Annotated in this window: 14 protein-coding genes; 6 read left to right on the plus strand and 8 right to left on the minus strand. The window is 70.5% G+C overall.

The genetic code is table 11. The features are described 5' to 3' along the window. The first annotated feature begins 408 nt into the window (after window positions 1-408). On the plus strand, window positions 409-1,647 hold the full coding sequence (gene serB / locus ABZ707_RS00075) for a phosphoserine phosphatase SerB (protein ID WP_360165148.1): 1,239 nt from the start codon (window positions 409-411) through the stop codon (window positions 1,645-1,647). A gap of 97 nt (window positions 1,648-1,744) precedes the next feature. Here serB and ABZ707_RS00080 read toward each other — a convergent pair whose 3' ends face one another. The 4 genes from ABZ707_RS00080 to ABZ707_RS00095 form a co-directional block, all read right to left on the minus strand. Continuing rightward, window positions 1,745-2,263 carry a histidine phosphatase family protein gene (locus ABZ707_RS00080; RefSeq protein ID WP_360165151.1) on the minus strand — a complete coding sequence of 173 codons (519 nt, stop codon included), beginning with the start codon at window positions 2,261-2,263 and terminating at the stop codon, window positions 1,745-1,747. Between the two features lie 123 nt (window positions 2,264-2,386). After that, window positions 2,387-2,608, minus strand: coding sequence for a hypothetical protein (locus ABZ707_RS00085; RefSeq protein WP_360165154.1), 222 nt, complete (start codon window positions 2,606-2,608; stop codon window positions 2,387-2,389). Window positions 2,609-3,121: 513 nt separating this feature from the next. After that, window positions 3,122-3,238, minus strand: coding sequence for an SGM_5486 family transporter-associated protein (locus ABZ707_RS00090; protein WP_360165156.1), 117 nt, complete (start codon window positions 3,236-3,238; stop codon window positions 3,122-3,124). A 4-nt stretch (window positions 3,239-3,242) separates the two neighbouring features. After that, a complete protein-coding gene (locus ABZ707_RS00095; protein WP_360165159.1) occupies window positions 3,243-4,574 on the minus strand; it encodes an MFS transporter in 1,332 nt (443 codons plus the stop codon). 113 nt (window positions 4,575-4,687) lie between these two features. Between ABZ707_RS00095 and ABZ707_RS00100 the strand changes: the two genes are divergently transcribed. Continuing rightward, window positions 4,688-5,362, plus strand: a complete 675-nt coding sequence (locus ABZ707_RS00100; protein WP_360165162.1) for a FadR/GntR family transcriptional regulator — start codon at window positions 4,688-4,690, stop codon at window positions 5,360-5,362. Between the two features lie 22 nt (window positions 5,363-5,384). On the opposite strand, the gene ABZ707_RS00105 is transcribed toward ABZ707_RS00100, so the two are convergent. From ABZ707_RS00105 to fabG, 3 genes are all read right to left on the minus strand, one after another. Next, on the minus strand, window positions 5,385-5,789 hold the full coding sequence (locus tag ABZ707_RS00105) for a hypothetical protein (RefSeq protein ID WP_360165165.1): 405 nt from the start codon (window positions 5,787-5,789) through the stop codon (window positions 5,385-5,387). Window positions 5,790-5,962: 173 nt separating this feature from the next. Then, entirely contained in the window at window positions 5,963-6,733 is a 771-nt protein-coding gene (gene fabI / locus ABZ707_RS00110) for an enoyl-ACP reductase FabI (RefSeq protein ID WP_360165168.1), read from the minus strand. 4 nt (window positions 6,734-6,737) lie between these two features. Then, window positions 6,738-7,457: a 3-oxoacyl-[acyl-carrier-protein] reductase gene (fabG, locus tag ABZ707_RS00115; protein WP_360165171.1), complete on the minus strand. Its 720-nt coding sequence runs from the start codon at window positions 7,455-7,457 to the stop codon at window positions 6,738-6,740. A gap of 310 nt (window positions 7,458-7,767) precedes the next feature. On the opposite strand from fabG, the gene ABZ707_RS00120 reads away from it, so the two are divergent. The 3 genes from ABZ707_RS00120 to tyrS all read left to right on the plus strand — a co-directional run bounded on the left by ABZ707_RS00120 (window position 7,768) and on the right by tyrS (window position 12,110). Next, on the plus strand, window positions 7,768-9,291 hold the full coding sequence (locus ABZ707_RS00120) for a TldD/PmbA family protein (RefSeq protein ID WP_360165174.1): 1,524 nt from the start codon (window positions 7,768-7,770) through the stop codon (window positions 9,289-9,291). A gap of 82 nt (window positions 9,292-9,373) precedes the next feature. Next, window positions 9,374-10,780, plus strand: coding sequence for a metallopeptidase TldD-related protein (locus ABZ707_RS00125; RefSeq protein WP_360165177.1), 1,407 nt, complete (start codon window positions 9,374-9,376; stop codon window positions 10,778-10,780). A 61-nt stretch (window positions 10,781-10,841) separates the two neighbouring features. Then, window positions 10,842-12,110: a tyrosine--tRNA ligase gene (tyrS, locus tag ABZ707_RS00130; RefSeq protein ID WP_360165180.1), complete on the plus strand. Its 1,269-nt coding sequence runs from the start codon at window positions 10,842-10,844 to the stop codon at window positions 12,108-12,110. Between the two features lie 79 nt (window positions 12,111-12,189). On the opposite strand, the gene ABZ707_RS00135 is transcribed toward tyrS, so the two are convergent. Beyond that, complete coding sequence (locus ABZ707_RS00135) at window positions 12,190-12,468, minus strand: GlsB/YeaQ/YmgE family stress response membrane protein (protein ID WP_360165183.1); 279 nt, start codon at window positions 12,466-12,468, stop codon at window positions 12,190-12,192. Between the two features lie 202 nt (window positions 12,469-12,670). Here ABZ707_RS00135 and ABZ707_RS00140 point away from each other — a divergent pair, with 202 nt between their 5' ends. Next, window positions 12,671-13,057, plus strand: a complete 387-nt coding sequence (locus tag ABZ707_RS00140; protein WP_360165186.1) for a DUF3099 domain-containing protein — start codon at window positions 12,671-12,673, stop codon at window positions 13,055-13,057. The last annotated feature ends 20 nt before the right edge of the window (window positions 13,058-13,077 follow it).

Here is a 13,077-nt window from a genome sequence, read left to right on the forward strand (position 1 = left end):
TTGTTGTCCCCCGAGTTTCCCGCGTCGCAGGGAGTCTAGGGATGGCGAACATCGTGGGGAACTATTTCAGGCCCGGCCCTCCTCACGAAAACCGGGCCTCGCGAAGATCCGTCGATTCCCAGGGCGGCTTGTGCGGGAGGGCCGTTGACGAGGCCAGGACCTGGGATCGGCGGCCCCCGGGAACCGTGTCCACCCGGCCCCGGACCCGGCGTCCATGCGCCCCGACCGGGCGCGTGGGCCGGACGGGACTTTCACCCACGCCCTGGACCCGGCCCGGGCCGTCCCGCCGGCGCCACCGGCCCCGGCGTGCCCCGCGAACACACACCGGCGGGTGGCCGGGCACCCTCCGTGTCCGGTACGCGGGACGGTGAGCGGGTCCCCGGCCCCGCCGGATACGGTGGGATCACCATGAGTGCATCGCAGCCCCCTCATAGCGCCGACGTCCCCACTCTGCTCGTGAAGATCTTCGGGAAGGACCGCCCCGGGATCACAGCAGGGCTCTTCGACACCCTGGCCGCCTACTCCGTCGATGTGATCGACATCGAGCAGGTCGTCACCCGTGGCCGTATCGTCCTGTGCGCGCTGATCACCGCGCCCACCGCGGGCGGTACCAGCGAGGGTGCGCTGCGGGCGACCGTGCACAGCTGGACCGAATCACTCAAGCTCCAGGCCGAGATCATCTCCGGCACCGGCGACAACCGGCCGCGCGGCAGCGGCCGTTCCCATGTCACCGTGCTCGGCAATCCGCTGACCGCGGAGTCGACGGCTGCCATAGCGGCCAGCATCACGTCGACCGGCGGCAATATCGACCGTATCTTCCGGCTGGCGAAATACCCGGTCACGGCCGTGGAGTTCGCGGTGTCCGGGGTGGAGACCGAGCCGCTGCGCACCGCGCTGGCGACCGCCGCCGCCGGGATCGGGGTGGATGTCGCGGTCGTCTCCGCGGGGCTGCACCGCCGGGCCCAGCGGCTGGTGGTCATGGACGTGGACTCGACGCTGATCCAGGACGAGGTCATCGAACTCTTCGCCGCGCACGCCGGCTGTGAGGCGGAGGTCGCCGAGGTGACCGCGCGGGCCATGCTCGGTGAGCTGGACTTCGAGCAGTCCCTGCACGCGCGCGTGGCACTGCTGGCCGGGCTCGACGCGTCGGTGGTGGAGAAGGTACGGGCCGAGGTACGGCTCACGCCCGGCGCCCGCACCCTGATCCGTACGCTCAAGCGGCTCGGCTACCAGGTGGGAGTCGTCTCCGGCGGCTTCACCCAGGTCACCGACGCGCTCCAGGAGCAACTGGGTCTGGACTTCGCCGCCGCCAACACGCTGGAGATCGTGGACGGAAAGCTCACCGGGCGGGTGGTGGGCGAGATCGTGGACCGCGCGGGCAAGGCCCGGCTGCTGCGGCGCTTCGCCGCCGAGGCCGGAGTGCCGCTGGCGCAGACCGTCGCGATCGGCGACGGCGCCAACGATCTCGACATGCTGAACGCGGCGGGGCTCGGAGTGGCCTTCAACGCCAAGCCGGTGGTCCGCGAGGCCGCGCACACGGCGGTGAACGTACCGTTCCTCGACACCGTCCTCTATCTGCTCGGCATCACCCGCGAGGAGGTCGAGGCGGCCGACGGCGAGAACACGCAGGACGACCACGGCATCTGATCCGAGCGGCGACCGGCAGGAGACCGCCGACAGGCCCCGGCCGAGGACACGGGCCGGGGCCTGTCGGGAGGAAAGGGACCGGACGGTGCCGGATCGATCAGTCGTGCGGGGCCCAGAAGTCCACGAGCTTGCCGACGCGGTGCTCCACCGACTTCCAGGTGCCGTCGAAGGTGATGACGGCAAAAGCCGCGGTCGGAAATCCGCTCCTGGTCATCCGGCCGACGCTGTCGCCCTCCGAGTCGCCCGAGAGCGCGTCGGCGAGGGCGTGGACCGTGGGATTGTGGCCGACGAGAAGAAGATCGTTCACCTCGTCGGGGATTTCGTTCAGCAGCGCGAGAAGATCGCCGAGAGTGGCATCGTAGAGCCGCTCCTCATAGACGGTCTTGGGCCGGTGCGGCAGCTCGTGCACGACCAGCTTCCAGGTCTCACGGGTCCTGGCAGAGGTTGAGCAGAGAGCCAGGTCGAAGGCGATACCGGTCTCGGCGAGCCTCCGGCCGGCCACGGAGGCATCCATGCGGCCACGCTCAGCGAGCGGTCGCTCATGATCGGACACCTCCGGCCAGTCGGCCTTCGCGTGCCGGAGTAGGACGATCCTGCGGGGTGTATCGACGCTCATGCATCCCAGCTTCGCATGAAATGCGCCACAGGGCGCAGAGTGTTGACGGGCGGACCCAGGACGGACGACCGTACCGCGGCGGACCCAGCGGGCCCCGCCCTGGCGGGCGGACGACGCTCCTGCTCACAACACGCTCTGGCGGGAGAAAGTCAGTTGGATCTGTTCCAGAATCCGGCCGACCCCGGGATCGTCCGCCGCCGCGTGTGCCTGGCCGGGACCCGCCATCAGCAGAAGCAATGCGGCGAAGGCGACCGCGGGCAGGGCGAGGGCCCACCACGGAAGCTGGGTCTCGATCCGGTCGGAGGAGGTCTGAGGATGGGACCGCGAATGCGTACGGGCCGGCATGGCCGCCTCCGGAGGTCTGCGACAGGTCTGCGGTGCGCTGTGCCTCAAACCTACGGATCATGTGGTCCCGGTCCCATCCGGTGACCCACCTACTTGACCCTGAACCTGGCCCCCTAGGGGACGGTGGTGCTAGCCCCACCCCCTTTTTTTTGGGGGCTCGGTTCACCTCCGGGGCGCTTTCAGTCGGCGCCGACAGTCGACCGTGCTCGACCACTCGTACCTCGCGGCCTCCGCGCGCTCTCCTTTTCGGCGCCGACGCGCCCCTTCGGCTCACTCGCCACGCGGTCGGCAGCAGCAACCCCACCCGCCGGGCCGGAGCCGCAGGATCACCCGCCTCCTGTCGGCCGCCGGCGAGTGAGCCGAAGGGCGCGCCGCTGTCGAGAGGGAGAGCGCGCGGAGGTTCGTGAGGTACGAGCGAACCGAGCACGGTCGACTGTCGGCGCCGACTGAAAGCGCCCCGGAGGCGAACCGAGCCCTGAAAAAAGGGGGTACGTGAGCCGAGCCCCCAAAAAATCACGGCGAGGCGAGGGAGGCGACGATGCCGATGATCACCAGGATGCCGATGATCGTGCCGAAGATGATCAGCAGCTTCTGCTGGCCGTTCTGGGGATTCGGGTCAAGGACAGGCATACGGTCAGTCTCCCATCCGCGCTTCGTCCTCGATCGTCCGGTCCCGTCCCGCGATGACGCCCGCCGCCATCTGCGGCACGAGGAAGCCCGCCATCAGCGCGATCGGCAGTCCCCAGCCACCGGTGTGCTGGTAGAGCACGCCGACCAGCAGCGGGCCGGGGATCGAGATCAGGTAGCCGGTGCTCTGGGCGAAGGCGGAGAGCCGTACGACGCCCGCACCGGTCCTCGACCGCATGCCGATCATGGTGAGCGCGAGCGGGAAGGAGCAGTTCGAGATTCCCAGCAGCACGGCCCAGGCCCAGGCTCCTTCCGCCGGTGCGAGGTAGAGCCCGGCGAAGGCGGTGAGCCCGCACACGCCCAGGGCGAGGGCGATCGGTCCCTGGTGCTTCATCCGCGCGGCGGTCCGGGGGATCACAAAGGCCAGCGGCACCCCCATCACCATGGTCACGGCGAGCAGCAGGCCCGCTGTGCCCGCCGAGACTCCGGCGTCCCGGAAGATCTGCGGCATCCAGCTCATGGCGATGTAGGCGCCGGTGGCCTGGAGGCCGAAGAAGCAGGCGAGCGCCCAGGCGGTACGGCTGCGCCCGAGGCTGAGCCCCGGTGGCACCCGCTGCGACGCCCGGGGTGACGGCGCTGTGGTGTCGCGGTCGCGCAGAAGGCCGAGCCAGGGCAGTACGGCGAGGGCCGCGAGCAGCGCCCAGACACCGAGGCCCGTGCGCCAACTGCCGCCCAGCGCCCGCGTCATGGGGACGGTCACGGCGGCAGCGACGGCGGTGCCCGCGGCCAGGGCCATCGAGTAGAGCCCCGTCATGGTGCCGACCCGGTCCGGGAAGTACCGCTTGACGATCACGGGCATCAGCACATTGCTGACGGCGATGCCCATCAGCGCGAGGGCGCTGGCGGCGAGGAAGCCGGCCGTACCGCTCATCAGGGGCCGGACCAGAAGTCCCGCCGTGATGGCCACCATGCCGGCGAGGACGACGGCCTTGGGCCCGAAGCGACGGGCCAGTCGCGGCGCGGCGAAACCGAAGCCCGCGAAACAGAACGGCGGTACGGAGGCGAGGACCCCCGCGACGCTGCCGCTCATGTGCAGCCCGTCCCGTACCTCTTCGAGCAGCGCGCCGAGGCTGGTGATGGCCGGGCGCAGGTTGAGCGCGGCGAGCACGAGTCCGACGACAAGGAGTCTGGCGCTCCAGGCCGGGACGCGCGGCACCGGTGCATCGGCTGACGCCGGGGCGTTCGTGGACGACGATATGGGGGCACGCGCCGACGGGGACGCGGAGGCGGGGCCGGTGCCGGCTGGGCTCAGGGGCTGCGTCTGGGTCTCGTCGGACATGGCGTCATCATAGAATCATGGGATGATTGGTTGTCCAATCCCCCTTCAATCCCCCTTCGGCCTTTCCCCGGGTCGTCTCGCACCGGGGCACCCGCACAGAGACTTGGAGCACCATGGCGCTGACCTCTCCCCGGCGTTCCGCGCTCTCCGACCAGGTGATCACCGAGCTGCGGAACCAGATCACCTCGGGCGAATGGCCGGTGGGCTCACGCATTCCGACCGAACCCGAGCTGGTCGAGCAGCTCGGGGTGGCCCGTAACACCGTCCGTGAGGCCGTGCGCGCGCTCGCGCACAACGGGCTCCTGGACATCCGGCAGGGTTCCGGGACCTATGTCATCGCGACGAGCGAACTGGCCGGGGTGATGCACCGACGATTCGCCGGTGCGGATCCGCGGCACATCGCGGAGCTGCGTTCCACGCTGGAGTCCTCGGCCGCCCGGCTGGCGGCGGAGCGGCGTACGGAGCGGGATCTCCGTCACCTGGAGGCACTTCTGGCCCGGCGGGAGGATGCCTGGGCCGCGGGGGACGCGGACCGGTTCGTGGCCGCCGACACGACACTCCATCTGGCGGTCGTCTCCGCCTCCCACAACGATGTGCTGACGGCGCTCTACGCGGACCTGGGCCATCTGCTGCGGGACTGGCTCCACCAGGACGTGGGCCGGGAGCTGCGTCCGGAGGACCATATGGACCACGGCCGGCTGGTCGCGGCGATCAGGGCGGGCGACGCGCAGACGGCGGGGGCGGAGGCGGCGAGCCATGCTCTGCACTGCCTGGGCGAACGGGTCTGAGCGGCCGGGCGCCGCAGGGCCCTCAGCGTTCCACTTCGTGGCTCACCCAGACCGCCCGGATCTCCTTCCAGCAGCGGTCGGTGAGTTCGGCGTAACCGGCCGGCAGGATCTTCACGGGGGCGCTGTCGACGTCGATGTCCCACCAGCGCTGGCACTCGATGTGCAGCCGCACCCGGTCGACGTACGGGTACGGATTGTGGCAGGACGCGATGGCGCGTGAGCCCTCGGTCTTGGTGCGGCAGGTGGCGTGGAAGCGGCGGGGATCGCCTCGGTCGGCGGCCGCTCCCGGTCGTCCGGGCACGGCCGGGACGGCGACGGCGGTGGGGGCGGGCCCGGATATGCCCCGCAGTACCGGAGCGACAGCGGGTCCCGTCGTGATCAGCGCGGCTGCCATGAGCGCCGTCGCGCGACGGCCGGTCGGTCGCATGCGCACTCCTCCCCCGTAAAGGTGACCGGAATGATCCGGTCTGCCCAGTCTGCGGGGAATCGTCGCTCTTTTCGACTCGGGCGAACACGTTCCGTCAGAACGCGGAAGCCGCGCGCCGTCCCTCTGGACGGTCGCGCGGCTTCCGGAGCGGGATCAGGAAACGCCCCGGCGGGTCAGGCACCCATCATGTGGACGCCACCGTCGACATGGATGATCTCGCCGGTCGTCTTGGGGAAGAAGTCCGAGAGCAGTCCGACGACACCGCGGGCGGCCGGCTCCGGGTCGGTCAGGTCCCAGCCGATGGGCGCGCGGTGGTTCCAGACGTCGGCGAGCGACTCGAAGCCCGGGATGGACTTGGCGGCCATCGACTTGATCGGACCGGCCGAGACCAGGTTGGAGCGGACATTGCTGGCGCCGAGGTCACGGGCGAGGTAGCGGCTCGTCGACTCCAGGGCCGCCTTGGCGACACCCATCCAGTCGTACTTCGGCCACGCGACCTGCGCGTCGAAGGTGAGGCCGACGACCGAGCCGCCGCGCCCCATCAGCGGCAGGCAGGCCATCGTCAGCGACTTCAGCGAGTACGCCGAGACATGCACCGCGGTCGCGACGTCCTCCCAGCTCGCCTCCAGGAAGTTGAAGGCGCCCTGCGGGCCGAAGGCGATCGAGTGCACGATGCCGTCGAGCCCGGCGCCCTCGCCCTGCTGCTCACGGATCCGGTCGGCCAGCCCGTCCAGGTGCTCCTGGTTGGTGACGTCCAGCTCGATGACCGGGACGGGCTTGGGCAGCCGCTTGGCGATGCGCTCGACGAGGGTGAGCCGGCCGAAGCCGGTGAGGATGACCTCGGCCCCCTCCTCCTGCGCCACCTTGGCGGCGTGGAAGGCGATGGACGCCTCGGTGAGGACGCCCGTCACGAGAATGCGCTTGCCGGCGAGGATTCCACTCATGTGATCAGTGACCCATGCCCAATCCGCCGTCAACGGGAATGACGGCTCCAGTGATGTACGAGGCGTCGTCGGAAGCGAGGAACCGCACCGTGGCGGCGATCTCCTCCGGCTGCGCGTAGCGGCCGAGCGGCACCTGCGAGACGATGCCCGCGCGCTGCTCGTCCGTGAGCACCTTCGTCATGTCGGTGTCGACGAAGCCGGGCGCGACGACATTGAAGGTGATGTTCCGTGAGCCCAGTTCGCGGGCGAGGGAGCGGGCGAAGCCCACCAGACCGGCCTTGGACGCGGCGTAGTTCGCCTGGCCCGCCGAGCCGAGCAGCCCGACCACGGAGGAGATCAGGACGACGCGGCCCTTCTTGGCGCGCAGCATGGCGCGGTTGGCGCGCTTGACGACGCGGAAGGTGCCGGTGAGGTTGGTGTCGAGGACGGAGGTGAAGTCCTCCTCGGACATCCGCATCAGCAACTGGTCCTTGGTGACACCGGCGTTGGCCACCAGCACCTCGACGGGACCGTGCTTCTCCTCGATCTCCTTGTAGGCCTGCTCCACCTGCTCGGCGTCGGTGATGTCGCAGCGGACCGGCAGACAGCCCAGCCTGACGAGTTCCTCCGGCGGTTCGCCGGAGCGGTAGGTGATGGCGACCTTGTCGCCGTTGTCTGCGAAGGCGCGGGCGATGGCGAGGCCGATGCCCCGGTTTCCTCCGGTGACGAGAACCGAGCGGCTCAAAGGATCAGCCTTTCCCTAGCGGTCTGGTACCTCGAAAATCTATCGGTACCGTCCCCTCCGAGGAGAATCGGCCCCTGACAGCGCCTCGGTACGGTCCCTGTTGGATCCCTACAGAAAGCCACGCCGGAGGGCCGGTATGCGGGAGGCGCGGCCCGTCCGAGGGCTCCGGCGGCGCGGTCCGGCGCGGTGCGCCGGTATCAGAAGAGCGCGCTCTCCGCGTTCGTAGGACAAAACCGCTGGGGATCGGGGCGCCTCCGCCGCATGATTCACTGCGGACATATACCCACAGGTGTGAGAAGGGGAGGCCGACGTGCCCCATGAGGTGGATGAGTCGTTCCTGGCGCTGCCGTTGCGAGCGCTCGCCGACGCCGCGCTCGCCAGGGCGCGGGCGCTCGGGGCCGAGCATGCCGATTTCCGGTTCGAACGGGTGCGCAGCGCGGCCTGGCGGCTGCGGGACGCCAAGCCCGCCGGGTCGTCGGACACCACGGACATCGGCTATGCCGTCCGGGTGGTGCACGGCGGTGCCTGGGGTTTCGCGTCCGGCGTCGATCTGTCCATGGACGCGGCGGCGCGGGTCGCGGGACAGGCCGTGGCGATGGCGAAGCTGTCCGCGAAGGTGATCTCGGCCGCCGGTTCCGACGAGCGGGTCGAGCTGGCCGAGGAGCCGGTGCACGCCGAGAAGACCTGGGTGTCGGCGTACGAGACCGACCCGTTCTCGGTGCCCGACGAGGAGAAGACCGCGCTGCTCGCGGACTGGAGCGCGGGGCTGATGCGGGCCGACGGGGTCGCCCATGTGGACGCGTCGCTGCTCACCGTCCACGAGAACAAGTTCTACGCGGACACCGCGGGCACGGTCACCACTCAGCAGCGGGTACGGCTGCATCCCCAGTTCACCGCCGTCGCCGTCGACGGCAAGAGCGGCGAGTTCGACTCGATGCGGACGATCGCCCCGCCCGCGGGACGGGGCTGGGAGTACCTCACCGGCACCGGCTGGGACTGGGACGCGGAGCTGGAGCGGATCCCGGGGCTGCTCGCCGAGAAGATGCGCGCGCCGAGCGTCGAGGCGGGGACCTACGACCTCGTCGTCGACCCGTCCAATCTCTGGCTGACCATCCACGAGTCGATCGGCCATGCCACCGAGCTGGACCGGGCGCTGGGATACGAGGCGGCCTACGCCGGGACCTCCTTCGCCACCTTCGACCAGCTCGGGAAGCTGGCGTACGGCTCCTCGGTGATGAATGTGACCGGCGACAGGACCGCCGAGCACGGCCTCGCGACCATCGGGTACGACGACGAGGGCGTCGAGGCGCAGTCGTGGGACCTGGTCAAGGACGGCACGCTCGTCGGCTACCAGCTCGACCGCCGGATCGCGAAGCTCACCGGGCTGGGCCGCTCCAACGGCTGCGCCTACGCCGACTCGCCGGGCCATGTCCCCGTGCAGCGCATGGCGAATGTGTCGCTGCGGCCGGATCCCGGCGGGCTGAGCACGGAGGACCTGATCGGCGGGGTGGAGCGCGGGATCTATGTGGTCGGTGACCGGTCGTGGTCGATCGACATGCAGCGCTACAACTTCCAGTTCACCGGCCAGCGGTTCTTCCGCATCGAGAACGGCAGGCTGGCGGGCCAGCTCCGTGATGTCGCCTACCAGGCGACGACCACGGACTTCTGGGGCTCCATGGAGGCGGTCGGCGGACCGCAGACCTATGTCCTGGGCGGCGCCTTCAACTGTGGCAAGGCGCAGCCGGGCCAGGTCGCGGCGGTCTCCCACGGCTGCCCGTCCGCGCTGTTCCGCGGCGTCAACATCTTGAACACCACGCAGGAGGCCGGACGATGAGCTGGACCACCACCAGCGGCCGGGGGTCCGGGGGTTGTCCCCCGGAACAGCACAGCCTGAACACCACGCAGGAGGCCGGACGATGAACGCGAGCCGTATCAGCAAGCCGCACGAGATCGTCGAGCGCGCTCTCGCCCTGTCCACCGCCGACGGCTGTGTGGTCATCGCCGACGAACGGTCCTCCGCCAATCTGCGCTGGGCGGGCAACGCGCTGACCACCAACGGGGTCACCCGCGGCAGGACACTCACCGTCATCGCGACCGTCGACGGCTCGCGGGGCACCGCGTCCGGTGTGGTGTCACGCTCCGCCGTCACCGCCGACGACCTGGAGCCGCTCGTACGCGCCGCCGAGGCCGCCGCGCGCGCGGCGGGCCCCGCCGACGACGCCCAGCCGCTGGTCGGCCCGGACCAGGCCGGCCAGGCGTCCGGGGACTTCACGGACGCGCCCGCGGAGACGACCTCCGCCGTCTTCGCGGACTTCGCGCCGGCGCTCGGGGAGTCCTTCGCCCGCGCCCGCGCCGGCGGCCGTGAGCTGTACGGCTTCGCCAACCACGAGCAGACCTCGACCTACCTCGGCACGTCGACAGGCGTACGGCTGCGCCACGACCAGCCCAGCGGCACGCTGGAACTGAACGCCAAGTCGCCCGACCGGACGCGTTCGGCCTGGGCCGGCCGTGCCACACGTGACTTCAAGGACGTGGACCCGGCCGCCCTCGACGCCGAGCTGGCCCAGCGGCTGACCTGGGCAGAGCGGCGGATCGAGCTGCCCGCCGGGCGGTACGAGACGCTGCTGCCGCCGACCGCCGTCGCGGACCTGCTGATCTACCAGCTCTGGTCCTCGACCGCCCGGGACGCGGTGGAGGGCCGTACGGTCTTCTCCCGCCCCGGCGGCGGCACCCGGGTCGGCGAGACCCTCTCCCGGCTCCCGCTCACGCTGCGCAGCGACCCGAACGAGCCGGGTCTGGAGTCCGCGCCCTTTGTGATCGCGCACGCCTCCGGCGACGACGCCTCCGTATTCGACAACGGTCTGCCGCTTCCGGCGACGGACTGGGTACGGGGCGGCGAGCTGCGCCGTCTCATCACCACCCGGCACAGCGCGTCGCTGACCGGCCTTCCGGTCGCACCCGGCATCGACAACCTGATCCTGGACGGCGGCGGCGAGCGCTCGCTCGACGAGATGGTGGCGGCGACGGCCCGCGGGCTCCTGCTGACCTGCCTCTGGTACATCCGCGAGGTCGACCCGGCGACCCTGCTGCTGACGGGGCTGACCAGGGACGGCGTCTATCTCGTGGAGAACGGCGAGGTCGTGGGCGAGGTGAACAACTTCCGGTTCAACGAGTCGCCCGTCGATCTGCTGTCGCGGGCCGCCGAGGCCGGGCGCACGGAGAAGACCCTGCCGCGCGAATGGGGCGACTGGTTCACCAGGGCCGCCATGCCCGCCCTGCGTATCCCCGATTTCAATATGAGCTCGGTCAGCCAGGGAGTGTGACGCCCATAGACTGGCCGGTGGTACCCCCGTTCCCCCGCACCGTACGAGGAGAGAAACGACCGTGACGGACATCGTCGACGAGCTGAAGTGGCGTGGGCTGTTCGCCCAGTCCACTGACGAGGACGCTTTGCGCAAGGCGCTCGCGGACGGTCCCGTCACGTTCTATTGCGGCTTCGACCCCACGGCGGCCAGCCTGCACGTGGGGCACCTCGTGCAGGTGCTGACCGTACGCCGGCTCCAGCAGGCCGGGCACCGGCCGCTGGCGCTGGTGGGCGGGGCCACCGGTCAGATCGGCGATCCCCGGCCGACCGCCGAGCGGACACTGAACGATCCGGAGACGGTGGCCGGCTGGGTGCGCCGGCTGCGGTCGCAGATCGAGCCCTTCCTCTCCTTCGAGGGCCCCAACGCCGCCACCATGGTCAACAACCTGGACTGGACCGCGGGCCTGTCCGCGATCGAGTTCCTGCGGGACATCGGCAAGCACTTCCGGGTCAACAAGATGCTCACCAAGGACTCCATCGCCCGCCGGCTGGAGTCCGACGAGGGCATCAGCTACACCGAGTTCAGCTACCAGCTCCTCCAGAGCATGGACTTCCTGGAGCTGTACCGGCGGTACGGCTGCGTCCTCCAGCAGGGCGGCAGCGACCAGTGGGGCAATCTCACCGCCGGCCTGGACCTGATCCACCGGCTGGAGCCGGGCGCCGAGGTGCACGCCCTGGCGACGCCGCTGATGACCAAGGCCGACGGCACCAAGTTCGGCAAGACGGAGGGCGGCGCGGTCTGGCTCGACCCGGAGATGACCACGCCGTACGCGTTCTACCAGTTCTGGCTGAACGTGGACGACCGCGACATCTCCACGTACAGCCGCATCCTCAGCTTCAGGACCCGGCCGGAGCTGGAGGAGCTGGAGCGGAGCACGGCGGAGCGTCCGCAGGCCCGCGCGGCGCAGCGGGCGCTGGCCGAGGAGCTGACGACCCTGGTCCATGGCGCCGGGCAGTGCGCGGCCGTCGTCGCCGCTTCCCGGGCCCTGTTCGGCCAGGGTGAGCTGACGGAGCTCGACGAGGCGACGCTGAGCGCGGCGCTGTCCGAGGTGCCGCGCGCCGAGGTCGCCGAGCTGGGTCCGGTGGTGGACCTGCTCACCGAGGCCGGTCTGGCGCCGAGCAAGTCGGCCGCGCGCCGCACCGTCAAGGAGGGCGGGGCGTACGTGAACAACGTCAAGGTCACCGACGCGGACACCGTCCCGGACGGCGCGGAACTGCTGCACGGCCGCTGGCTGGTGCTGCGCCGGGGCAAGAAGAACCTGGCCGCGATCGAGGTCAAGGCCGGCTGACCCCCGGCATACGGCCCCGGCCGGCGCGCGTCCTTTTCGCGCACCCGGCCGGGGCCGTCGTCTTCGCCGCTCCCGCCGGTCAGGCCCGCTCTCTCCGGGGCCGCCGGATCGCGTGCCAGAGCCGCTCGCCCAGCAGCACCACGACAATGGCGCCGATCAGTTGGAGCACATGGCGGATCCAGTCGATGCCCCTGGTGTGGGCGACGCCGAGCCAGCCCGCGACGGCGTTGCCGAGAATGCCGCCCAGGATGCCGCACACGACCGTCAGCCACAGCGGGATCCGCTGCCGGCCCGGGATGACCGCTCTGGCGAGCACACCGAGCACCAGACCCACGATGATCGCCCACAACCAGTTCACGGTCGCCTCCTCATGCGGCACGGGGTGCCCGGGTGCGCTCAGTCTGGACTGATCAGTGGTACGGCGCACGCCGGACGGTGCCGTACGTGGTGTGCTGAGGGGGAGGGGCCCCGATGGCGGGTGACCCGCTCTCGTACGTGCCGGAGTCTCGGCGTACGGTGGTTGCGAGTCCGACACGGGGCGAGTCCGGCAGAGGAATCGGGTGGTGGATGTGGCGCCGAAGCGGAGCAGCACCGAGGTCTTCCGGATCACGGGTGCCCGGACCGGACTCGCCGAGGACGTGCGCGGCCGGCAGCGCCGCTATGTGATCTCGATGTCCGTGCGGACGCTCGCGGTGGTCCTGACGGTCATCCTGTGGAACGTGGAACGGCCGGTCGCGATTGTGACGCTGGTCCTGGGGCTGCTGCTGCCGTATGTGGCCGTGGTGGTCGCCAACGCGGGCCGGGAGAACGCTCCCGCGCTGCCCTCGACGTTTGTCGCCGCTCCGGTACGTCCCATGATCGCGCCCTCGTCGGGGCCCGTCGGAGCCGAATCCGGCGCGGAGCCGGGCGACTTCGAGCGGCCTTCACCACAGCACGAACAGACGTGACCGAGGGTGAGCGAAATCGG

The sequence above is a fragment of the Streptomyces sp. NPDC006923 genome (assembly GCF_040635655.1).
Lineage (GTDB): Bacteria > Actinomycetota > Actinomycetes > Streptomycetales > Streptomycetaceae > Streptomyces.

Excerpts from the sequence above, each read along its gene's own strand:
- ABZ707_RS00095 (WP_360165159.1), bottom strand. The coding sequence starts at position 4,574 with ATGTCCGACGAGACCCAGACGCAGCCCCTGAGCCCAGCCGGCACCGGC.
- ABZ707_RS00105 (WP_360165165.1), bottom strand. The coding sequence starts at position 5,789 with ATGCGACCGACCGGCCGTCGCGCGACGGCGCTCATGGCAGCCGCGCTG.
- ABZ707_RS00100 (WP_360165162.1), top strand. The coding sequence starts at position 4,688 with ATGGCGCTGACCTCTCCCCGGCGTTCCGCGCTCTCCGACCAGGTGATC.
- ABZ707_RS00090 (WP_360165156.1), bottom strand. The coding sequence starts at position 3,238 with ATGCCTGTCCTTGACCCGAATCCCCAGAACGGCCAGCAGAAGCTGCTG.
- serB (WP_360165148.1), top strand. The coding sequence starts at position 409 with ATGAGTGCATCGCAGCCCCCTCATAGCGCCGACGTCCCCACTCTGCTC.
- fabI (WP_360165168.1), bottom strand. The coding sequence starts at position 6,733 with ATGAGTGGAATCCTCGCCGGCAAGCGCATTCTCGTGACGGGCGTCCTC.
- ABZ707_RS00085 (WP_360165154.1), bottom strand. The coding sequence starts at position 2,608 with ATGCCGGCCCGTACGCATTCGCGGTCCCATCCTCAGACCTCCTCCGAC.
- ABZ707_RS00080 (WP_360165151.1), bottom strand. The coding sequence starts at position 2,263 with ATGAGCGTCGATACACCCCGCAGGATCGTCCTACTCCGGCACGCGAAG.
- ABZ707_RS00125 (WP_360165177.1), top strand. The coding sequence starts at position 9,374 with ATGAACGCGAGCCGTATCAGCAAGCCGCACGAGATCGTCGAGCGCGCT.